Source organism: Kitasatospora sp. NPDC036755 (genome assembly GCF_040636595.1).
GTDB lineage: Bacteria > Actinomycetota > Actinomycetes > Streptomycetales > Streptomycetaceae > Kitasatospora.
The window spans coordinates 1-19,538 of the sequence record NZ_JBEZUT010000161.1 but is presented as its reverse complement, the minus strand read 5'-3'; the positions used below and the strand labels follow the sequence as shown (position 1 = coordinate 19,538).

The 19,538-nt window shown below is 73.4% G+C and carries 21 protein-coding genes; 14 read left to right on the top strand and 7 right to left on the bottom strand.

Annotation, left to right across the window (positions count from 1 at the left end):
- Positions 1-73: 73 nt before the first annotated feature.
- On the bottom strand, positions 74-1,711 hold the full coding sequence (locus AB0E96_RS23465) for an APC family permease (protein ID WP_359826930.1): 1,638 nt from the start codon (positions 1,709-1,711) through the stop codon (positions 74-76).
- A gap of 392 nt (positions 1,712-2,103) precedes the next feature.
- Here AB0E96_RS23465 and AB0E96_RS23460 point away from each other — a divergent pair, with 392 nt between their 5' ends.
- Complete coding sequence (locus tag AB0E96_RS23460; RefSeq protein ID WP_359826927.1) at positions 2,104-3,687, top strand: phosphonate degradation HD-domain oxygenase; 1,584 nt, start codon at positions 2,104-2,106, stop codon at positions 3,685-3,687.
- Positions 3,688-3,751: 64 nt separating this feature from the next.
- Here the strand turns inward: AB0E96_RS23460 and AB0E96_RS23455 are convergent, their stop codons facing one another.
- Positions 3,752-4,582, bottom strand: coding sequence for a GntR family transcriptional regulator (locus AB0E96_RS23455; RefSeq protein ID WP_359826925.1), 831 nt, complete (start codon positions 4,580-4,582; stop codon positions 3,752-3,754).
- A gap of 340 nt (positions 4,583-4,922) precedes the next feature.
- Here AB0E96_RS23455 and AB0E96_RS23450 point away from each other — a divergent pair, with 340 nt between their 5' ends.
- The 11 genes from AB0E96_RS23450 (at position 4,923) to AB0E96_RS23400 (ending at position 13,939) form a co-directional block, all read left to right on the top strand.
- Positions 4,923-6,092 carry an extracellular solute-binding protein gene (locus AB0E96_RS23450; RefSeq protein WP_359826922.1) on the top strand — a complete coding sequence of 390 codons (1,170 nt, stop codon included), beginning with the start codon at positions 4,923-4,925 and terminating at the stop codon, positions 6,090-6,092.
- Positions 6,093-6,135: 43 nt separating this feature from the next.
- Positions 6,136-7,113 carry an ABC transporter permease subunit gene (locus AB0E96_RS23445; protein ID WP_359826919.1) on the top strand — a complete coding sequence of 326 codons (978 nt, stop codon included), beginning with the start codon at positions 6,136-6,138 and terminating at the stop codon, positions 7,111-7,113.
- Positions 7,101-7,946, top strand: coding sequence for an ABC transporter permease subunit (locus tag AB0E96_RS23440; RefSeq protein WP_359826917.1), 846 nt, complete (start codon positions 7,101-7,103; stop codon positions 7,944-7,946). The genes AB0E96_RS23445 and AB0E96_RS23440 overlap by 13 nt, the downstream gene beginning before the upstream one ends.
- A 21-nt stretch (positions 7,947-7,967) precedes the next feature.
- On the top strand, positions 7,968-9,053 hold the full coding sequence (locus AB0E96_RS23435) for an ABC transporter ATP-binding protein (protein ID WP_359826915.1): 1,086 nt from the start codon (positions 7,968-7,970) through the stop codon (positions 9,051-9,053).
- Positions 9,054-9,136: 83 nt separating this feature from the next.
- On the top strand, positions 9,137-9,931 hold the full coding sequence (locus tag AB0E96_RS23430; RefSeq protein ID WP_359826913.1) for an HAD family phosphatase: 795 nt from the start codon (positions 9,137-9,139) through the stop codon (positions 9,929-9,931).
- A gap of 1 nt (position 9,932) precedes the next feature.
- Positions 9,933-10,256: a multidrug efflux SMR transporter gene (locus AB0E96_RS23425; protein ID WP_359826910.1), complete on the top strand. Its 324-nt coding sequence runs from the start codon at positions 9,933-9,935 to the stop codon at positions 10,254-10,256.
- A 116-nt stretch (positions 10,257-10,372) separates the two neighbouring features.
- Positions 10,373-10,864 carry a hypothetical protein gene (locus AB0E96_RS23420; RefSeq protein WP_359826908.1) on the top strand — a complete coding sequence of 164 codons (492 nt, stop codon included), beginning with the start codon at positions 10,373-10,375 and terminating at the stop codon, positions 10,862-10,864.
- Positions 10,865-11,033: 169 nt separating this feature from the next.
- Entirely contained in the window at positions 11,034-11,330 is a 297-nt protein-coding gene (locus AB0E96_RS23415) for a hypothetical protein (RefSeq protein WP_049654274.1), read from the top strand.
- Positions 11,327-12,649 carry a putative T7SS-secreted protein gene (locus tag AB0E96_RS23410; RefSeq protein ID WP_359826905.1) on the top strand — a complete coding sequence of 441 codons (1,323 nt, stop codon included), beginning with the start codon at positions 11,327-11,329 and terminating at the stop codon, positions 12,647-12,649. The genes AB0E96_RS23415 and AB0E96_RS23410 overlap by 4 nt, the downstream gene beginning before the upstream one ends.
- Positions 12,642-13,313 carry a hypothetical protein gene (locus AB0E96_RS23405; RefSeq protein WP_359826903.1) on the top strand — a complete coding sequence of 224 codons (672 nt, stop codon included), beginning with the start codon at positions 12,642-12,644 and terminating at the stop codon, positions 13,311-13,313. The genes AB0E96_RS23410 and AB0E96_RS23405 overlap by 8 nt, the downstream gene beginning before the upstream one ends.
- Positions 13,310-13,939, top strand: a complete 630-nt coding sequence (locus tag AB0E96_RS23400; RefSeq protein ID WP_359826900.1) for a hypothetical protein — start codon at positions 13,310-13,312, stop codon at positions 13,937-13,939. Before AB0E96_RS23405 ends, AB0E96_RS23400 begins: the two co-directional genes overlap by 4 nt.
- Before the next feature lie 45 nt (positions 13,940-13,984).
- Here AB0E96_RS23400 and AB0E96_RS23395 read toward each other — a convergent pair whose 3' ends face one another.
- The 5 genes from AB0E96_RS23395 to AB0E96_RS23375 all read right to left on the bottom strand — a co-directional run bounded on the left by AB0E96_RS23395 (position 13,985) and on the right by AB0E96_RS23375 (position 17,958).
- Positions 13,985-14,659 carry a phosphonatase-like hydrolase gene (locus AB0E96_RS23395; RefSeq protein WP_359826897.1) on the bottom strand — a complete coding sequence of 225 codons (675 nt, stop codon included), beginning with the start codon at positions 14,657-14,659 and terminating at the stop codon, positions 13,985-13,987.
- An 11-nt stretch (positions 14,660-14,670) separates the two neighbouring features.
- Positions 14,671-15,792 carry a TIGR03364 family FAD-dependent oxidoreductase gene (locus AB0E96_RS23390; RefSeq protein ID WP_359826895.1) on the bottom strand — a complete coding sequence of 374 codons (1,122 nt, stop codon included), beginning with the start codon at positions 15,790-15,792 and terminating at the stop codon, positions 14,671-14,673.
- A 106-nt stretch (positions 15,793-15,898) separates the two neighbouring features.
- A complete protein-coding gene (locus AB0E96_RS23385; protein ID WP_359826892.1) occupies positions 15,899-16,414 on the bottom strand; it encodes a pyridoxamine 5'-phosphate oxidase family protein in 516 nt (171 codons plus the stop codon).
- Positions 16,415-16,618: 204 nt separating this feature from the next.
- On the bottom strand, positions 16,619-17,293 hold the full coding sequence (locus tag AB0E96_RS23380; protein WP_359826889.1) for a phosphatase PAP2 family protein: 675 nt from the start codon (positions 17,291-17,293) through the stop codon (positions 16,619-16,621).
- Positions 17,290-17,958 (bottom strand): DedA family protein, encoded by a 669-nt coding sequence (locus AB0E96_RS23375; RefSeq protein ID WP_359826887.1) that lies wholly within the window; start codon positions 17,956-17,958, stop codon positions 17,290-17,292. The genes AB0E96_RS23380 and AB0E96_RS23375 overlap by 4 nt, the downstream gene beginning before the upstream one ends.
- Before the next feature lie 114 nt (positions 17,959-18,072).
- On the opposite strand from AB0E96_RS23375, the gene AB0E96_RS23370 reads away from it, so the two are divergent.
- Positions 18,073-18,492, top strand: a complete 420-nt coding sequence (locus AB0E96_RS23370) for a BlaI/MecI/CopY family transcriptional regulator (protein ID WP_359826884.1) — start codon at positions 18,073-18,075, stop codon at positions 18,490-18,492.
- A partial coding sequence (locus AB0E96_RS23365) for a M56 family metallopeptidase (RefSeq protein ID WP_359826881.1) occupies positions 18,489-19,538 on the top strand: 1,050 nt, incomplete at its 3' end. The genes AB0E96_RS23370 and AB0E96_RS23365, both read left to right, overlap by 4 nt.

Genomic DNA, 19,538 nt, shown 5'->3' with positions numbered 1-19,538 from the left:
CCCGTACGGCCGCGGCCCCCGGAGGACGTCCTCCGGGGGCCGCGGCCGTACGGGTTCGCGCCGGGACGGCCGCTCAGTGCCCGTTGGTGTCCACCACCTCCACACCGCGGATGTTCCGCTCGATCTCCTCCGCCGGCAGCGCGATCGCCAGCGCCCAGTAGTAGACGACCAGCGAGAACGCCACCACGACGGCGATGTCCCACCACAGCGGCAGGTTCCCCCGCGCGCCCACGCCGAAGGTGCCCTGCCAGGAGATCAGGCCCATGCCGACCAGGTAGACCGGCAGCCACTGCCCGGCCCGGAAGTCCATCCGGGGCGCGTTGGGCAGCCCCTTCGAGCGCGCGTACCAGGAGTACCCGCCGAGCAGCAGGTAGCCGATCACGATCGCCAGGCCCAGCCGCCACAGGGTGTCCCAGCCGGACCAGTAGATGACCAGGCTCGCCACCACGAAGGCCAGCGGCGAGACCACCGCGCCGGCGGGCAGGTGGTACGAGCGCTCCATCCGCGGCAGCCGCTTGCGCAGCACGCCGAAGGCCAGCGGGGCGCCCGCGTACATCAGCACCACCGCCGAGGTGATGAAGCCGACCAGCCGCTGCCAGCTCGGGAAGGGCAGGAAGCAGAGCACCCCGGCCACCCAGGCGATCAGCAGGCCGAGCCAGGGCACCGCGCGCTTGTCGGTGGACTGCAGCGCCTGCGGCGCGTAACCGTTGCGGCTCAGGCCGTAGGTGACCCGGGAGCTGGAGGTGATGTAGACCAGCCCGGTGCCGGCCGGGGAGATGACCGCGTCGATGAACAGCACGGTGGCCAGCCAGCCCAGGCCGATCAGGGTCGCCAGGCCGGCGAACGGTCCGCTGATCCCGGGGTAGTCGAGCGTGCTCCAGCCCCGGGCGAAGGTCTCCGGCGGCAGCGCGCCGATGAACACCACCTGGAGCATCACGTAGACGACGGTGCCGATGACCACCGAGCCGAGCACCGCGCGCGGGATGTCCCGGCGCGGGTTGCGGCTCTCCCCCGCCCACTGGATGGCCTGTTCGAAGCCGAGCAGCGCGAAGATCACCCCGCTGCTGCTGATCGCGGCGAGCACGCCCTTGGCGCCGTCGGGCGCGAAGCCGTGCACGTCGAAGTTGGAGCCGTGGAACTCGGAGATGCCGAGCGCGAAGATGGTCAGCACGGGGATGGCGACCTTCCACACGGTGGCCGCGCTGTTGGTGTGGGCGAGCAGCCGCACGCCGAGGAAGTTGACCGCGACGAAGACTCCGAGCAGGACGGCCGCGACGACGAACCCCCAGCCGGTCAGCGTCAGGTTCCGGTTCAGCAGGCCGTCCGCCCAGCTCCAGTGCTGGGCGTAGTTGATCATCGCCTGCACCTCGATCGGCGCGATGGTCGCGGCCTGCAGCCAGGTGAACCAGCCGAAGGACATCCCGGCGAACCCGCCGAAGGCGTAGTGCGGGTAGCGCGCCGTGCCGCCCGCCACCGGGAACAGCCCGCCGAGTTCGGCGTGCACCAGCGCCAGCAGCACGATCGCCACCGCGCCGATGCCCCAGGACAGCAGTGCCGCCGGACCGGCCGCCACCGCCGCCTTCTGCGCGCCGAACAGCCAGCCGGAGCCGATGATCGCCCCGACCGAGGCCCAGAGCAGGCCGATGACGCCGACCTCGCGCCGCAGCCCGGTGTGCCCCGATCCGGGCGGATTGGAGGAGGAATGGGCCATGGCCGATCGCCTCTCGAAGCAGGAGGAAGTCCTCCGACAGTGCCGCAGCCCCGCCTCCCGCCCGCCCCGAAACGCCCCGCACCCCGCGCCCCTCACCCGAACAGCGGCCGCCGGGGCCGGGGGCCGGGAGGCTCGGGGCGGCACTCCGGCCGCCCCGCGGAACGCGCGGGTGGGGGCCTCGGCGGGTGTCGGCGGGGCGGCGTCCGCGGCTTCCGGCCGGACCGGACCGGTGCACACGGGGTCCGGCCGCCGGCGCCGGCACAGTTCCCGCGACGTTCACCTGCCGGGCACGTGGAACTCACCAACGGCAGGCAGGCTCCGAAACAGGAGTTGAAGTTGGCTATACAACTTCACCCGACATGACAGCCGAAGTGCCGCCGAGGGAGAGACCGATGACCGAGCTGCCGCCGTACTGGCTGCGCGACAACTGCCCCTGCGCCGAGTGCCGGGACCCGCGCAACGGGCAGAAGCTGTTCCAGATCGACGACCTGCCCGAGGGCCTCGCGGTCGCCGGCAGCGAGCGGACCGACGGACACCTGGAGGTGCTCTGGTCGGACGGGCACCGCTCCCGCTACCCGCTGGAGTGGCTCGACCGCGCGGACGACGGCGACGGGCGCACCGAGCGGAACAAGCGGCTCTGGACGGCGGCGGACTTCGCCGCCGGCGTCCCGGAGGCATCCTGGGAGGCCTACCTGACCGACCCGGCCGAGCGGGCCGCGGTGCTGGCCGCCGTCCGGGACAGCGGCTTCGCCGTGCTGCGCGGGGTGCCGACCGTCGAGCGGCAGGTGCTGCGGGTGGCGGAGAGCTTCGGCTACGTCCGGGTCACCAACTACGGGGAGCTGTTCGACGTCCGGGTCGAGCCGGACCCGAACAACCTCGCCTTCACCAGCGTCGGCATCGCCCCGCACACCGACAACCCCTACCGGGACCCGGTGCCGACCCTCCAGCTGCTGCACTGCCTGGAGAACTCGGCGACCGGCGGCGACTCCGGCCTGGTGGACGGGTTCAAGGCCGCGGCGCTCCTCCGGGAGGAGGCCCCGGAGGCGTTCGAGGTCCTCACCCGCACGCCCGTCCCGTTCGTCTTCCGCGACCGCCGCACCGAGCTGCGCGCCGACCGCCCGCTGATCGAGGTGGACCCGCGCGGCCGGATCCGCGAGGTCCGGTTCAACAACCGCTCGATCGGCACCCTGCGCGGCCTCGCCCCGGCCGAGCTGGACGCCTTCTACGCCGCCTACCGCCGCTTCGCGGAGATCACCCTGCGCCCCGGGCTCCGGCTCACCTTCCGGCTGGGCCCCGGCGACTGCCTGGTCTTCGACAACACCCGCCTGATGCACGCCCGGACGGCCTTCCAGCAGAACGGCCACCGCCACCTCCAGGGCTGCTACGCCGACCTCGACTCGCTGAACAGCACCCTCGCCGTGCTGCACCGCCGCGCCGAGGCCCTGGACGCGATCGCCGCGCTGTTCGCCGGCGAGGGCGCCGGGGAGTACCTGGGCGAGGAGGTCACCATGGCCGAGCACATGCTCCAGGCCGCCGCCGCGGCCGAGGCCGCCGGGGCCCCGGACCACCTGGTCGCCGCCGCACTGCTGCACGACGTCGGCCACTTCCACGGAGCCCTGCACGGACGGGATCTGATGGAGGGTCAGGACAACCGGCACAGCGACTCCGGCGCCGACTGGCTGGCCCGCTGGTTCGGCCCCGAGGTCACCGAGCCGGTCCGGCTGCACGTGGCCGCCAAGCGCTACCTGTGCGCGGTCGAGCCCGGGTACCGCGAGCGGCTCTCCCTGGCCTCCGAGTACACCCTGAGCGTCCAGGGCGGTCCGATGGACGAGCGGCAGGCCGCCGCCTTCGCCGAACTCCCGGGCGCGCGGGACGCGGTGGCGGTGCGGCGCTGGGACGAGCAGGCCAAGGTGGCCGGCACCGCGACGCCCGGCTTCGCGCACTACCGCCCGCTGCTGGCCGCCCTCATGCACTGAGCCGGCCCGCACCGGCGACGCCCGGGCCGCACCCGGGGACGGCCGGGCGGCACCCGGGATCGGCTCAGTCGAGCTCCCGCGCGTGCCGCGAAAGCGCCGACGTGGCAAGGGAGTTGTGCACGCTGAACGCCACCGTCCCGGGCAGGTAGCGGTCCTGGGACCACTCCACCGGCGTGCCCGTCGGGTCGGTCGTGCGGCGCCGTTCGCGCAGCAGCGGACCGCCCCGGCGGCAGCCGAGCAGCCGGGCGTCCTCGGCGTTGGCCGGGACGACGTCGATGGTGTGGTCCGCGTCGGTGAACAGGATGCCGTGCTCGCGCAGCACTTCGGTGTGCGAGACGACGTCCGGCGGCAGCTCGGCGACGATCTCGCCGACCCGCGGCGGGTAGACGGTGCGCTCGACCATCACCGGCGTGCCGGACAGCGTCCGCAGCCGGACGATGACGTACACCTCGGCGCCCGGCTCCAGGCGCAGCTGTTCGCGCTCGGCGGCGTCGGCCGGGCGGCGCACCAGCGAGTCGAGGATGCCGCCGGGCTCCTCGCCCATCGAGTACGCCCAGTGGGTGAAGCTGAGCAGTTCGGAGAAGCTCTGCACCCGGGCGCCGCCGAGGACGACCCGGCGGGTGCCGCGGCGGGAGGTGACGAGCCCGTCGGAGCGCAGCACCGCGAGGGCCTGGCGGACGGTGCCGCGCGAGACGCCGTACTGTTCGGCGAGCGCGCCCTCGGCGGGCAGCCGGCCGGCCTCGCCGTAGGCGCCGGTGGTGATCGCCTCGCGCAGGTCGGCGGCCACCTTCCGGTACAGCGCGCCGGGGCGTTCGGCCGGGGCGTCCCCGGCCGCCGAGTGGTTCCCGGCTGCCGGCCGCCCCGCGGCCTCGGGGCGCTGGGGCTCAGTTGCCACGTCAGTCAATGTCCCTCCTGGGGCGGTGTCCTGCGCAGCCGTACCGGCGCGGACAGCCCGACCTTATCCCGCTGCGCCTTCGAAGCATCGCACCGAACGGTTCACGCTCCGATGGCCGGATTCGACCGTTCCCGCAGCCGACCCCGGTTCTGGGCCGTCCGTTCACCTTCCCGTCACCGGGCTCCGGCGTACTTACTGCTGTCAGCGAAGTTGGCTAGTCAACTCGGACGACGTCGATCGATTGCCCACCCGGCCGGTCCGCCGCCCTTCGTACGACGCAGACCCGCGGAACCCCCCGCGGACGCCCCTCGCAGTACGCCCCTCAACAGGAGACTTCCCCGTGACCGTGCACCGCGCCCGCACCGCCGCCTTCGCGGCCGTACTGACCGCCGCTGCGCTCTCCCTCACCGCCTGCGGCTCCGCCGGTTCGAGCGCCAAGTCCGGCGACGCCGCCAACGGCGGTGCCAAGGACGCCAAGACGGCCACCTCCGTCGCCGACTTCGGCGGCATGGACGGCCTGGTCGCCGCCGCCAAGAAGGAGGGCAAGCTGCACGTCATCACGCTGCCCCGGGACTGGGCGAACTACGGCAAGATCATCGACAGCTTCAAGGCCAAGTACGGCATCGAGGTCGAGGAGGAGAACCCGGACGGCTCCAGCCAGGACGAGATCAACGCGATCAACTCCCGCAAGGGCCAGGACCGCGCTCCCGACGTGGTCGACCTGGGCAGCGCCTTCGCCCTCCAGGCGGTCAAGGACGGCATCCTCGCCCCCTACAAGGTCGCCACCTTCGACAAGGTGCCGGACACCATGAAGGACGCGAACGGCGCCGCCGTCAACGACTACGGCGGCTACGTCTCCATCGGCTGCGACGCCAAGAAGATCGCCAACTGCCCGAAGACCTTCGCCGACCTGCTCAAGCCGGAGTACAAGGGCCAGGTCGCCCTCAACGGCAACCCGACCAAGTCCGGTTCGGCCTTCGGCGGCGTCTACGCGGCCGCGCTCGCCAACGGCGGCTCGCTGGACAACATCCAGCCCGGCATCGACTTCTTCGCCAAGCTGAAGCAGTCCGGCAACTTCAACCCGGTCGAGTCGACCCCGGCCACCGTCGAGAAGGGCGAGACCCCGATCTCGATCGACTGGTCCTACCTGAACGCCGGCTACACCGACGAGTTCAAGGACAAGGGCGTCGACTGGAAGGTCTCCATCCCGACCGACGGCTCCTACGCCCAGTTCTACAACCAGGCCGTCAACAAGTGGGCCCCGCACCCGGCTGCCGCCCGCCTGTGGCAGGAGTACCTGTTCAGCACCGAGGGCCAGAACCTCTTCCTCGGCGGCTACGCCACCCCCTCCACCTTCGAGGCCCTGAAGACGGACGGCACCCTGGACACCACCGCGGCCGCCAAGCTGCCGACCGTCGAGAAGCCGTTCACCACCTTCCCGTCCGTCGACCAGATCAACGCGGCCAAGAAGGTCGTCACCGAGAACTGGACCAAGGCCGTCTCGGGCTGACACCCCGGCCACGTACCGCACTTCGGGCTGAGAAAAGGCACTCATGACCACGGCTCCCACCCCGGTGCCGACCACCCCCGCCGCCACCTCCCCCGGTGGCGGCGCGGGGGCGTCCGCCACCGCCACGACCGCTTCCCCCACCACCGCCCCCTCCCCGCGGCGCCGGCCGCTCGCCCGCCTCGGCGGCGCGTCCTGGCTGGCCGCCGTGCCGCTGCTGGTGTTCTTCCTGATCGGCTTCGGGCTTCCCACCGTCGCCATCGTGATCGGCGCGTTCACCACCTCCAGCGACGCGGAGAGCGGGGCCGGGCAGTTCACCTTCGACAACCTGACGGCCTCCGTCCAGGGCGGCTACCAGACGGCGATGCTGAGCAGCCTCAAGCTCTCCGCGCTGACCGCGCTGCTCGCCACCGTGCTCGGCCTGCCGCTCGCCCAGGCCGTCGTCACCTCCCGGCACGGCTGGCTGCGCCAGGCGGTCCTCACCGCCTCCGGCGTGCTCGCCAACTTCGGCGGCCTGCCGCTCGCCTTCGCGTTCGTCGCCACCCTCGGCAACGCCGGCGAGATCACCAAGCTGCTGCACCTCACCGACCACGGCTGGTCGCTGTACTCGTTCACCGGCCTGACGATCGTCTACCTGTACTTCCTCGTCCCGCTGATGGTGCTCACCATCACCCCGGCGCTGGACGGCCTGCGGACCCAGTGGCGCGAGGCGGCCCAGAACAACCGCGCCACCTCCGTCCAGTACTGGCTGCACGTCGCCCTGCCGATCCTGGCGCCCTCGCTGCTCGGCGGCTTCGTGCTGCTCTTCGGCAGCGCCTTCGCCGCCTACGCGACGGCCGCCGCCATGGTGGGCGCGACCGTCCCGCTGGTCAGCCGCTCGATCGCGGACGCGCTCTCCGGCAACGTGCTGGTCGGCCAGGGCAACCTCGCCCTCGCCCTCAGCCTCAACATGATCGTCGTGGCCGTCCTGGTGATGGCCGTGTACCTCCCCCTCCAGCGCCGGAGCGCCCGATGGCTCAGCTGACCACCCCCGCCCGCCCCGGCCGACGCACCGTGCGCTGGTGGCGCGGAGCCGTGCTGCTGCTCGCCGGCGTCTACTTCGTCGTCCCGCTCGCGGCCTCCTTCTGGTTCTCGATCGACGACCCGCAGGGCATCTCCTTCTCGGCCTACACCGGCCTGCTCTCCGCCCCCGGCTTCCTGGACAGCCTCTGGCTGACCCTCGGCCTGGCCGTCGTCACCGTCGTGGTGCTGCTGCTCCTGCTCGTCCCGGCGCTGATCTCCGTCCGGCTCGGCTCGCCGAAGCTGCGCCCGGTCATCGACGTGCTCTGCACCCTGCCGCTGGTCGTCCCGCCGGTCGCCCTGACCGCCGGCCTGATCGGCGTGCTCCGCTGGGGCCCGGACTACCTGATGGACACCCCGTTCTTCCAGACCTTCGTGTTCATCCAGGACCCGGACTTCCCGCTGGTGCTGGTCATCGCCTACGTGCTGATGGCCCTGCCGCTCGCCTACCGCGCCCTGGACGCCGGCCTGCGCTCGATGGACGTGCGCACCCTGGTCGAGGCCGCCCGCAACTGCGGGGCGAGCTGGCCGCGCGCGGTGTTCACGGTCGTCCTGCCCAACCTGCGCGGGGCGCTGCTGAACGCCTCCTTCCTCACCCTGGCCCTGGTCCTCGGCGAGTTCACCACCGCCTCGATCCTCGGCTTCCAGCCCTTCCCGGTCTGGATCTACTCGGTCGGCAACAGCCAGGCCCACATGTCGGTCGCGGTCTCCATCCTGAGCCTGCTGCTCACCTGGCTGCTGCTGCTCCTGCTGGCCACCGCCGGGCGCGAGCGCCGCGCCAAGACCGCCACCTCCTGAAACCCCCCGGAGTCACCAGTCATGACCACGGCCACCGCCATCGCCACCGGCGCCTCGCTCTCCCCCGGCAGCGCCACCGTCGAATTCCGCTCCCTGCGCCGCGCGTTCGGCGCCACCACCGCCCTCGACGGCCTGGACCTCACCGTCCGGCCGGGCGAACTGCTCGCCCTGCTCGGCCCGTCCGGCTGCGGCAAGACCACCGCGCTGCGCATCCTGGCCGGCTTCGAGCAGCACGACTCCGGCGAGGTGCTGGTCGACGGCCAGGACATCACCGCGATCCCCGCGCACAAGCGCGACGCCGGCATGGTGTTCCAGTCCTACAGCCTCTTCCCGCACCTGACCGCCCTGGACAACGTCGCCTTCGGGCTGCGGATGCGCGGCACCGGCAAGGCCGAGCGCCGCAAGCGGGCCCAGGAGCTGCTGGAGCTGGTCGGACTGCCGCACCGCGCCGACCACTACCCGCACCAGATGTCCGGCGGCCAGCAGCAGCGCATCGCGCTCGCCCGCGCGCTCGCCCTCCAGCCGCGCGTCCTGCTGCTGGACGAGCCGCTGTCCGCGCTGGACGCCAAGGTCCGCCTCCAGCTGCGTGACGAGATCCGCCGGCTCCAGCAGGAGCTGGGCATCACCACCCTGTTCGTCACCCACGACCAGGAGGAGGCGCTCTCGATGGCCGACCGGGTCGCGGTGCTGCGGGCCGGGAAGCTGGAGCAGTGCGCCTCCCCGTCCGAGCTGTACGGCCGGCCGGCCACCGCCTTCGTCGCCGAGTTCGTCGGCACCATGAGCCGCATCCCGTGCACCCGCACCTCGGACGGCGTCGAGGTGCTCGGCCGCCGCCACGCGGTGGACGGCGTGGTCCCGGCCGACGGCGAGCTCCAGGTGCTGGTCCGCCCCGAGAACGTCACCCTGACCCCGGCCGAGGACGGGCCCGCGCTGGTGGTCACCGCCTCCTTCCTGGGCGCCGTCACCCGGCTCACCGTCCGGCTGGACGACGGCACCGAGGTCAAGGCCGACCTGCCCACCGAGGCCGCCGCCGCGCTGCCGGCCGGCGCCCGGGCCGCGCTCACCCTGCCGGAGCGCCCGGTCCTGGTGGACCGCCGCGCCGCCTGAGAGCCTCGTACCTCCCCCTCCGCCCCGCGGAGCACCGAAGAACCACCGGAAGAACCACCGGAAGAACCACCGAAGGTACCGCCATGCCTGACTCCGTCCTGCCCGAGAACTCCGCCCGCCCCGAGGCCCCCGGGCCCGCCACCGACCCGCCCGCGAGCCCCGTCCCCCTGCCCGACACCGCCCTCCCGACCACCGCCCTCCCGGCCACCGCCCTGCCCGCCGCCGTCCTGTTCGACATGGACGGCACCCTGGTCGACACCGAGCAGCTGTGGTGGCGGGCCGCCGCCGAACTCGCCGAGGAACTGGACCGCCCGCTCACCGACGAGGACGCCCCCGAGGTGCTCGGCCAGGCCATCGAGCACACCGCCGCCCACCTCCACCGGGTCAGCGGCACCGCCCTCGGCGAGGCCGAACTCGCCGCCCGGCTGGGCGAGTCCTTCGCCGCCAAGGTCGCCGCCGAGACGGTGCCGCGCCCCGGCGCGCTCGCCCTGCTGGCCGCGCTGCGCGACGCCGGGGTGCCGACCGCGCTGGTCTCCGCCTCCCCCCGCCGGGTGGTGGACCTGGTGCTGTCCGCCATCGGCCGGGACTGGTTCGCCGTCACCCTGGCCGCCGAGGAGACGGCGCGCACCAAGCCCGCGCCCGACCCGTACCTCGCCGCCGCCGAGCGGCTCGGACTGGACCCGGCCGCCTGCCTCGCCGTCGAGGACACCCCGACCGGGGTCGCCTCCGCCACCGCGGCCGGCTGCGCCGTGCTCGCCGTGCCCTCCACCGCCGTGCCGATGCCCGAGGGCGAGCGGATCACCCTGCTCGCCAGCCTGGAGCAGGCCGACCTCGCCCTGCTCGGGAAGCTCGCCGGGGCCGGCGCGGTTCGACCCTGACATGCCCTATCTCCTGCTCGCCCTGGCCATCATCAGTGAGGTCTGCGCCACCAGCTGCCTCAAGCTCACCGAGGGGTTCACCCGGCTCTGGCCGAGCCTCGGCGTCGGCATCGGCTACGCCCTCTCCTTCCTGCTGCTCGGCCGCGCGCTCAAGCACATACCGGTCTCGGTCGCGTACGCGGTCTGGTCCGGCGCCGGCACCGCGGCGGTCGCCGGGATCGGCGTGGTCGCCTTCGGCGAGTCGCTCGGACGGCTCCAGTGGCTGGGGATAGCACTGGTGATCGTCGGGGTGGTCGTGCTCAACCTCAAGGGCGGACACTCCTGAGCGGAACCGATTCCTGACGGTCAGTCAGATAGAACAATGCTGGCCAACTCGCTTGCCGGGGCGGGAAGTCGGACGCGCCGACCTCCCGCCCCGGCGGCTTCGCTACGGTGTCCCCCATGACGGACCCCCGGCCACACCACTACCGCTTCGTCCACCGCGAGCTGGCCCGCCAGGTGCTGGAGTTCGGCCCGCGCGTGGCCACCCCGACCCCGGACGGCGGCAGCCTGCTGCCCGTCGTCACCCAGATCTGGGAGGACCTCGGCGGCACCCTGCCGCCCGAGGACCGCCTGCCCGGCCACGGCCTCGACTGCCGCCACCTGTCGGTCGACGGCCACCACATGCTGCTGGTCACCCTGCCCACCCCGGTCGGCGCCACCGAGGCCCACTTCGTCGCCGCCGTCCAGCCCCAGGGCTCCAGGACCGTCCGCTACGTGACCCTGGAACACGCGTTCAGCCCCCTCGACGGCAGCCCCGGCACCGTCCTCGGCGAGTGGACCGCCGAAAGCCACCTCAACCACGGGCAGGGGCCCTCCCCCGTCGCCGAACTCTTCGTCGCGGCCGTGGTGCGGCTCGTCACCCCGAAGAAGCGCGGCTTCTGGCGCCGCTGAGAACGACCGTACGCATACGCCTCGGATCTGGGCCGCCGACGTCAAGAAGGCGTCGACGGCCCGTAAAAGTCCCGTAACGACCGCCTCCGATTCCGGCCGTGACGATCTCTCCCCCGTCGGCCGGAGCTATGCTCGCCCGGTCCGACATTCGACGCATCGGGGGGCGAAAGTGTCCGACTTCAAAGTCAGTACCGAATTCCTCGCAAAACTGGCCCAAGACCTCAAAGGCTGTGCCGACGAACTCGACCAGGGCCTCAAGGCCTTCGAGGCGGCCGGCCACACCGGCACCGGCTTCGACTTCCTGGACGAGGCCTGCGGACACTTCAAGGACAAGTGGCAGTTCGGCCTGAAGAAGGTCCGCGAGTGCGTCAAGGCCCTGGACGAGGGCCTTGAGCAGGTGCAGAAGAACTACGACGGCACCGAGCAGAGCATCGTCAAGGTCCTCGCCCCGGCGGGGCAGTCGTGAGCACCCCCACGCCTCCGGCGCCCGACTGGTCCGGCCTCGGCTTCAACCCCACCCCCGGCGACTCCGCCGCCGTCACCGCGCTCAGCACCGGCCTGCGCCGGGTCGGCCAGCACCTGACCGGCGTGCACACCACGCTCTCCCAGATCTCCGCCAACGAGGGCCAGTGGACGGGTGAGGCCGCCAAGAAGTTCGCCGAGCAGTTCGGCAAGCTCCCCGGCTACCTCCAGGACGCCGCCGACTCGATCACCTCGGCCTACACGGCGCTCGACGTCTGGTACAAGGCGCTGACCGAACACCAGCCCAAGGCCGCCGAGTTGGCCGCCTCCGCGGTCGCCGCCAAGAAGAGGAAGGACGAGGCGGACAAGGCCCACAGCGCCGCGGCCGCCGCCCCCGACCTCCGACTGGCCGGCCGCTCCTACCCCGACGACGCCGGCCTCGCCGCCGCCGAGCAGCGCTACAACACGGCGAAGAACCACCTGGACTCCGCCGCCTCCCTGCTCACCAGCGCCTCCAACGAGCTGGCCGGCCTCCGGAAGCAGGCCCACGAGCTCGCCGGGACCCACAGGTCGGACGCCCGGAAGACGGCCGAGGCCGTCCGCAAGGCCGCCGACAGCAAGGCCCCGCCGGAGCCGGGCATGCTCAGCAAGATCGGCAACTGGTTCAAGAACCACGGCGGCGACCTGCTGACGGTGGCATCCGGCATCTGCGGCGTCGCGGCCATCTTCTGCCCCGCGTTCGCCCTGCCCGCCATCCTGCTGAGCGTCGGCGCGGCGGGCCTGCACGCCAAGCAGTACGGCATCAAGGGACTGATACCGACCAGCATGGCGAACCTCGGCAACGACCTCACCCTGGCCGGCGACCTCCTCGGGGCCCTCCCCGGAGGCGCCCTCCTCAAGGGCGGGGTCACCGCGTTCAGGGGCGCCCGCGCCGCCGAAGGCGGGGCCAAGGCCGTGAGCGCCGGGGCCAAGGAGATCCGCGTCGCCGCCCGGGCGATGGATCCGGCCAACCCGGTCTTCACCACGGCGATCGAGAAGCCCGCCATGAAGCTCGGGCTCTCCAAGGCCGCCGCGATGAACGTCTCCGACGGCGTGCAGGCGGCCGGCGGGGTCGCGCTGACCGCCCCCACCGCCGCCGGCCTCTTCACCGACGACCCGAGCCCGGGCCTGAGCGCCGCGGTCAACTACACCACCGGCGGCGGCACCGCGCTCAACGGTGCCGGCGGCGCCATCGGCGGCAGCGGCAAGGGCCGGATCCTGCCCGCGCTGCTCGGCGGCGGCAGCGCGATCGTCACCGGTGTCTGGGGAGTGGGACATGACTGACACGACCGCGCCGTCCTTCTGGCTCTCCCTGCCCGAGGGGTTCACGGACATCGACCTGTCCGAGGACCCGGGCGACCGGATGAGCCGGATCGTGGACGGGCTCGACGGACTCACCGACGCCGGTCCGGAGCAGAAGCTCGGCATCGCCGTCTCCGCCGAACTCGCCCTCCAGGCGCAGCTGCGCGAGGGGGCCGTGCACGTCTCCAACTGCCTGGTGCAGACCGAGGAGGGCGAGATCGTCCAGGGCGTGTTCAGCCTGTACCTGCGCGAGCAGGAGCAGGGCGTCCCGGGCGGCTACCCCCAGCGCGTCGCCCGGGAGCTCGCGACCGCCTGGCCGGACGCCGACGTCGAGGTCCTCGACTTCCCGCTCGGCCGGGCCGCCGTGACCGTCCGCGACCTGGCCGTACCCGTGTCCGGGACGGCCTACGGCCTGCCGGGATCGGGCGTCACCACCGTCCGGCAGCTGGAGGCCCTGTTCGCGCACCCGTGGAGCCCCCACGTGCTCGCCGTCGTCTTCTCCACCCGGCACCTGGACTACTGGGACGGCTGGTCGGTCCTGGTGGGAGCCGCCATCAGCGGGATCTCCTTCCACCCCCCGCTGAACGAGACATCGAACGCCCTGCCGCCCGAGCGGCAGGACAACATCCGGAAGGCCTTCGGGTGACGATCGCCCAGCCCGACCAGGGCATCCAGAGCGGGTCCCGCCGACTCGGCGGGGCCCTGTCCCTCATCGCCGTCACCACGGCGGTGCTCGTCGGCGTCATCGCGCTGGACGTCTACGTCAACTCGTTCCTCGCCGCGGTGGTGGGGCTCGCCCACCCCCTGGTCGTGCTGTACGCGTTCGCCGTGCGCCGCGACGCCGACAGCAACCCCCGGTTCCAGAAGAACATGGTCGCCTGGGGCCTGGGCATCTCCGCCGTCGGCTTCGTCGCGTACCTGGCCGGCACCGAGGCCTGGACGAACCTGATCCTGGGTTCGGGGCGGACCGTGCGGGCCGTGGTCGTCGACGAGAAGGTCACCGACGCGCTCCACGGCACCGGGCGGGCGTACAGCCTGGCCTCCACGGAGCTGAACGACGACGTGCCGGGCGGCCCGCTCACGGAGAACTCCCCGCGGTTCGAGCGCGGCCAGGTGATCACCGTCCGGATGGACCCGGCCGGGCGGGTCGCCCCCAAGCTCCCCGGCGAGGCCGACTCCTCCGCCTACCTGCTGGCGTTCCTCGGCTGCAACGTCCTGATCGACGGCACCGTGCTCTGGTCGGTGCGCCGGCCGAAGGAGTCGTCCGCCTGAGCCGTCCGTCTCCCGCCCCGGGCATCCGGGGCGGGAGACGGACGGTCAGCCCAGCAGGGCGGGCAGTTCGGCGATCGAGCCGAGGACGTGGGTGGCGCCGTCGGCCCGCAGGCGGGCCTCGTCGTGGGCGCCGGTGAGGACGCCGGCGACGATCGAGGCGCCGGCCCGGGTGCCGGTCAGCATGTCGTAGCCGGTGTCACCGGCCACGGCGATCTGGCGGACCGAGTCGGTGCCGGTGCGCAGCAGGGCGGTGAGCACCATGTCGGGGTACGGGCGGCCGCGCCCGGCCTCGGCGGGGCAGAGGGTCAGGTCGGCGACGGACTGCCAGCCGAGGGCGTCCAGGATGCGGTCCTGGGTGGTCCGGGAGAAGCCGGTGGTGAGGACCACCGTGCGGCCCTGGCCGCGCAGTTCGGCGATCGCCTCGGCGGCGCCGGGCAGGGCGGCGCAGTGGCCGGCGCCGACCAGGTCGTCGTAGGCGGCCTCGAAGGCGGCGTTGGCCAGCTGGGCCTTCTCCTCCTCGCCGAACAGGTGCCGGAAGACGGAGATCTTGGACTCGCCCATGGTGGCCCGGACGTGGGCCAGCATCGGGTCGAACTCCGGGCTGCCGGCCTCGACGCCGAGCTTCGCGGCGGCCGCGGTGAAGGCCTGCTCGACCAGGCCGTCGTCGGCCACGGTGGTGCCGGCCATGTCCAGCACGACCAGGCGGATGTCGTTCGTCATGACAACGTTCCTTACAGGTTGGCGAGTTCGGCGGTGGTCTCGGCGATGGCGGGCGAGCAGGTCATGCCGCGGCCGCCGGGGCCGGTGACCAGCCAGACGCCGTCGCGCACGCGCTCGCGGTGGACGACCCGGGTGGAGTCGACGCACTGCGCGTACACCCCGGCCCAGCGGCGGCGGATCCGCGGCATCGGGCGGCCGAGCAGTTCCTCGACGACGCCCACGAGGTGGTCGTACGGGTCCTCGACCACGTCGAAGCCGAACGGCTGGTCGTACTCGTGGGTGTCGCCGATGGTCAGGCCGCCGTCACGGCGCTGGACCATCAGCAGCTGCATCTTGTGCTCGGCGGCGACCGGCGGCTGCGGCTGGGTCTCGCGCAGCCGGTCCAGGGCGGTGCCGGCGAAGGCGGGGTAGTAGCGGAAGCTGTCGCTGTCGGCGACGGAGGTGGTCAGGGCCTCGCCGAGCGGGTCGGTCTGCATCATCTGGAGCCGCACCCGGCGGACCGGCAGGGCGGGGGCGAGCTCGCGGACCAGGCCGCCGAGCCAGGCGCCGGTGCAGAGGATCACCAGGTCCCCGGTGTGGACGTCGCCGTGGTCGTCGCGGACGGCGTTCTCGCCGACGACCTCGCGCACCTCGCGCCCGGGCAGGAAGGTGTACCGGCCGGTGGACTCCAGGTGCGCGCGCAGCGCGGGCTGGGCGGTGCGGGGTTCGACGGCGGCGTCGCGCTCGCACCACAGGGCGCCGAGCAGCTTGCCGCGCAGGGCCGGGTTGACGGCGCGGGTCTCCGCCGGGTCGAGCAGCCGGTAGCCGCGGGAGGCGGCGTCCGGCAGGGTCAGCGCCTGCTCGGCGACGGCGAGTTCGGCCTCGGTGCGGATCGCGGTGAGCGATCCGTTGGCGCGGAAGCCGAGGTCCGGGACGCGGGAGCCGATGGACTCCCACAGCTCGCGGGCCCGCAGCGCGGTGTCCAGTTCCTCGCCCTGCGCCCGGCCGCTGACCCAGACCAGGCCGAAGTTGCGCACCGAGGCGCCGCGGGCCTCCGCCTCGCGCTCCAGGTGGACGACCTCGTGACCGCGCTCGACGGCCTGCCAGGCGTGCATGGTGCCGAGCACGCCTGCTCCTACGACGATGACTCTCATGCGTCCAGGCTGATGCGCCCAGGTGTCCGAGGGGCGTACGAGGTCCGTCCCGAAGATGAACCACCTGGGAAGTTGTACAGACAACCCACTCCGTGGGCCTCGACGGCTACGACCGCACCACCCGCGCTCGCAGGTAGTTGCGCCGCCCGAAGTTCGGCTCGTCCACCGCCGTCAGCTCCTCCACCTGGAAGCGGTACAGCGCCGCCGCCCCGCCGCCGGTGAGGAACTGCCGCCGGGTCTCCCCGTCCTGCGCGAAGGCCGGGTAGCGCCCCTGGTAGGCGGCCAGCGCCGCCTCGGCCTGCCGCCCCCAGGCCTCGCTCGCGCTGCCGGACAGCTGGAGGCCGCGCAGCTGCTCGCCGAACACCGGCGGCGGCAGGAAGACGGTGGCGGCGGCCCGGGCCTCCTCCGCCAGGTGGTGGCTGTGCCGGGTGGACCGCTCGCTGACGAAGTAGAGGACGAGGTCGTCGTCGTGGGCGAAGAAGGCCAGATTGGCGTGCGGGCCGTGCTCGTGGCCCGCGGTGGCGAGGGTGAGCACCATGGCCTCGGCGAGCAGCCCCTCCACGCCCTTGTGCAGCAGGTCGCCCGGCCAGTCCCCCTGCGTGATGTCGAGTCGGTACGGCATTCGGCACTCCCTCCACTGGCACGCCCGGCGCCCGCGCGCCCGAGCACGACTGAGCCGGGCGGGCGCCTCCCGGAGGAGGCTCCACGCCCGGCTCACATGCTCCACCCGTCGTCCGAAACCGGACAAGGGGCGGGGCGGACAGGACTGGGGAGCGCCTTGGCCGCGAAACCGCGCAAACGGGGACCGGCCGCGGGCCGGCCGGGGTCAGTGCCCCTGCGCCCGGTACGCCGAATGGCCGTGGTTCACCAGCGGCTGCGGCCGCCCGGGCCCGAGCAGCGGCCGCAGCGTGCTCGCCCGCATCCGGTCCACCAGCGGACCGCAGCGCCCGGCGAGCGGCGCCAGCACCACCGCGACCAGCAGCCCGACCAGCGCGCCGACCGCCACGTCGTGCGGGTAGTGCACGCCGACCCAGACCCGGGAGGCGGCCATCAGCACCGCGAACAGGCCGGCCACCCAGCCGAGCCGCCGGTCGACGAACCAGAGCGCGGCAGCGGCGGCGAAGGCGATCACCGAGTGGTTGCTCGGGAAGGACCAGTCCCCGGTGCCCGGGCAGGTCTCCAGTGCGACGCTGCCGGGGATCTGCGCGCACGGCCGGATCTCCTCGACCATGCCCTTGAACACCGAGTTGACGGCGTACGCGACGACCACGATCACCGGCGAGGCGAGCACCCGGGCCATCACGGCCGAGTCCGCGCCGCGCGCCCGCCACCAGGCATAGAGCATGAAGACCGCGAACAGCCCGAGGCCGAGCGCCGACCAGACCTTGATCAGCTCGTCCAGCCAGTGCGGCGCCGACTGCGCCCAGCCGTTGACGCGGGTGTACAGGCCGCCGTCGATTCCGCTGCCGTCGTACACGGCGAGTGCCCGTGAGGCAGTCACATGTCACCTCCGTGACGTCGCGCCTTACGGGCACGGAACAGTTCGAGAACAATGGGGAGCACGGAGACAACTACTACCAGACCGATGATCGGCAGCAGATATCGGTCGATGCCGGGGATCGACGATCCGAGCCCGTACCCGGCGAACACCACGCCGACCGTCCAGACCACGCCTCCGGCCACCTGCCACAGGGTGAACGAGCGGACCGGCACTTCGAGTACGCCGCAGAGCGGATTCAGCACCGTTCGGACCACCGGGATGAACCGGGCGAGCACGATCGCCTTGCCGTGGCCGTACCTGGCGAGCAGTTCCTCGGCCCGCGCCACGCCCTCCAGCAGGCTCTTGCGCCTGGTCCGGGCGAGCAGCGCCCGGCCGCCGCGCCGGCCGATCAGGTAGCCGACCTGGGCCCCGCCGATCGCGCCGACCAGGGCGGCGGGCAGCACCTGCCACAGCTCCAGCTGCGGCCCCTTGGTGGCGCCGGGCACGCAGAGCAGGCCGGCGGTGAACAGCAGCGAGTCGCCGGGCAGGAAGAAGCCCACCAGCAGTCCGGTCTCGGCGAACAGCACCGCGGCGATGCCGAGCGCGCCGAACGCGGCGAGCAGCGAGGACGCGTCCAGCGGGTTCACCGCGAGGTGAGCGGCCGGATCCGCGAGGAACTGGAGCAAGGGCGACGGACCTCCCGTACGTTGGAGGGCGGTTCGCACCGGAACCCGCCCGACCGTCTACAGTGACGTAGACGGTCTACATGACTGTAGACGAAACTTGGAGGAAGCGCCGCCATGCCCGACGTACCGTCCGCCCGCCGGCCCGCCGGGGAGCTGGAGGCCGAGGTGCTGGCCGCCCTCTGGTCCGCCCGGCAGCCGATGACGCCGCAGGACGTCCAGGCCGCGCTCGGCGGGGACCTCGCCCGCACCACCATCGCGACGATCCTGGCCCGGCTGTTCGACAAGGGGACGGTCGAGCGCACCCGGGCCGGCCGGGCCTACGCCTACACCCCGACCGTCCACGACACCGCGGGGCTCGCCGCCCGCCGGATGCACACCGAGCTCGGCCGCGAGGCCGACCGCTCCACCGTGCTGGCCCGCTTCGTCTCCGACCTCTCCGCCGAGGACGAGCAGCTGCTGCGCGACCTCCTCGGCGACGGCGCCCCGGACGCGGACCCGACCGGGCGGGACCTACCGGGAGCGGCCGGCCGATGATGCTCGCCGTCTGGGTCCCCCTGCTGCTGCCCTTCCTCGCCGCCCCGCTGGCCCGCCGCCTCGCCGAGGCGCTGCCGCCGCGGGCCGCCGCCTGGATGCTGGCCGGCAGCTCCGCCGTCCTGGCCGGCGGCACCGTCTGCTCGCTCGGCCTGCTGGCCACCGCCGGCCTGCTCCAGCTCCCGCCGGTCGCCGCCCTCGGCCACCTCTCGCTGCCCTGGCTCACCTCGGCCGCGCCCGACGCGCCGTTCGCGGCCTCGCTGGCGGCCCTCGCACTCCTCGCGCTCATCGCGCTGGCGGTGCACACCGCCGGCCGGCGGCTGCGGGAGCTGCGCACCGCCCGGGCCGCGCTCCCGGGCCACGGACACCACGCGGAGCCCTCCCCCGGTCTCGCCGACGGCCACCCCGCCGACCGGCCGGGCGCCCGCCGACCGGGCCGCGCCCCCTCCTCTGCCCAGCATCCGGACATGCGCCCCCCGAGCGCCTCCGTGCGCCGGTCACGCCCCTCGGCCTGGCCGACCGCCCTCCTCCGGCGCGTCGGCCTGCTGCGGCCCGCCACCCTGCTGCGGCCCGCGGACCACCCGCTCACCGTCCTGGACGACGAGTGCGCCGACGCCTTCGCCCTGCCCGGCCGCCTGGGCCGCCCCGGCCGACCGGGCGAGCCCGGCCGGATCGTGGTCACCTCCGGCATGCTGCGCGCCCTCAGCGGCCCCGAACGCTCCGCCCTGCTCGCCCACGAACGGGCCCACCTGGCCGCCCGCCACCACCTCTTCCTCGCCCTCGCCGAACACGCCGCCCACGTCCACCCGGCCCTCCGCCCGCTGCGCACCCCCCTCGGGTACCACCTGGAGCGCTGGGCCGACGAGGTCGCCGCGGCCCGGGTCGGCGACCGCGCCGTCACCGCCCGCGCCGTCGGCCGGGCCGCCCTGGCCGCGAGCCGTTCCCCCTGGCCGGTGGCCGGCTTCTGGTCGCTGAGCTGGACCTCGTCCAGCTTCAGCGGCAGCAGCCGCGCCTCGATCGCGTTCTGCGTCAGCATGGACACGAACTCG

Coding starts and splice junctions, on each gene's coding strand:
- AB0E96_RS23385 (WP_359826892.1), bottom strand. CDS start 16,414: ATGCCGTACCGACTCGACATCACGCAGGGGGACTGGCCGGGCGACCTG.
- AB0E96_RS23370 (WP_359826884.1), top strand. CDS start 18,073: ATGCCCGACGTACCGTCCGCCCGCCGGCCCGCCGGGGAGCTGGAGGCC.
- AB0E96_RS23405 (WP_359826903.1), top strand. CDS start 12,642: ATGACTGACACGACCGCGCCGTCCTTCTGGCTCTCCCTGCCCGAGGGG.
- AB0E96_RS23390 (WP_359826895.1), bottom strand. CDS start 15,792: ATGAGAGTCATCGTCGTAGGAGCAGGCGTGCTCGGCACCATGCACGCC.
- AB0E96_RS23435 (WP_359826915.1), top strand. CDS start 7,968: ATGACCACGGCCACCGCCATCGCCACCGGCGCCTCGCTCTCCCCCGGC.
- AB0E96_RS23395 (WP_359826897.1), bottom strand. CDS start 14,659: ATGACGAACGACATCCGCCTGGTCGTGCTGGACATGGCCGGCACCACC.
- AB0E96_RS23460 (WP_359826927.1), top strand. CDS start 2,104: ATGACCGAGCTGCCGCCGTACTGGCTGCGCGACAACTGCCCCTGCGCC.
- AB0E96_RS23420 (WP_359826908.1), top strand. CDS start 10,373: ATGACGGACCCCCGGCCACACCACTACCGCTTCGTCCACCGCGAGCTG.
- AB0E96_RS23445 (WP_359826919.1), top strand. CDS start 6,136: ATGACCACGGCTCCCACCCCGGTGCCGACCACCCCCGCCGCCACCTCC.
- AB0E96_RS23430 (WP_359826913.1), top strand. CDS start 9,137: ATGCCTGACTCCGTCCTGCCCGAGAACTCCGCCCGCCCCGAGGCCCCC.
- AB0E96_RS23440 (WP_359826917.1), top strand. CDS start 7,101: ATGGCTCAGCTGACCACCCCCGCCCGCCCCGGCCGACGCACCGTGCGC.
- AB0E96_RS23465 (WP_359826930.1), bottom strand. CDS start 1,711: ATGGCCCATTCCTCCTCCAATCCGCCCGGATCGGGGCACACCGGGCTG.
- AB0E96_RS23425 (WP_359826910.1), top strand. CDS start 9,933: ATGCCCTATCTCCTGCTCGCCCTGGCCATCATCAGTGAGGTCTGCGCC.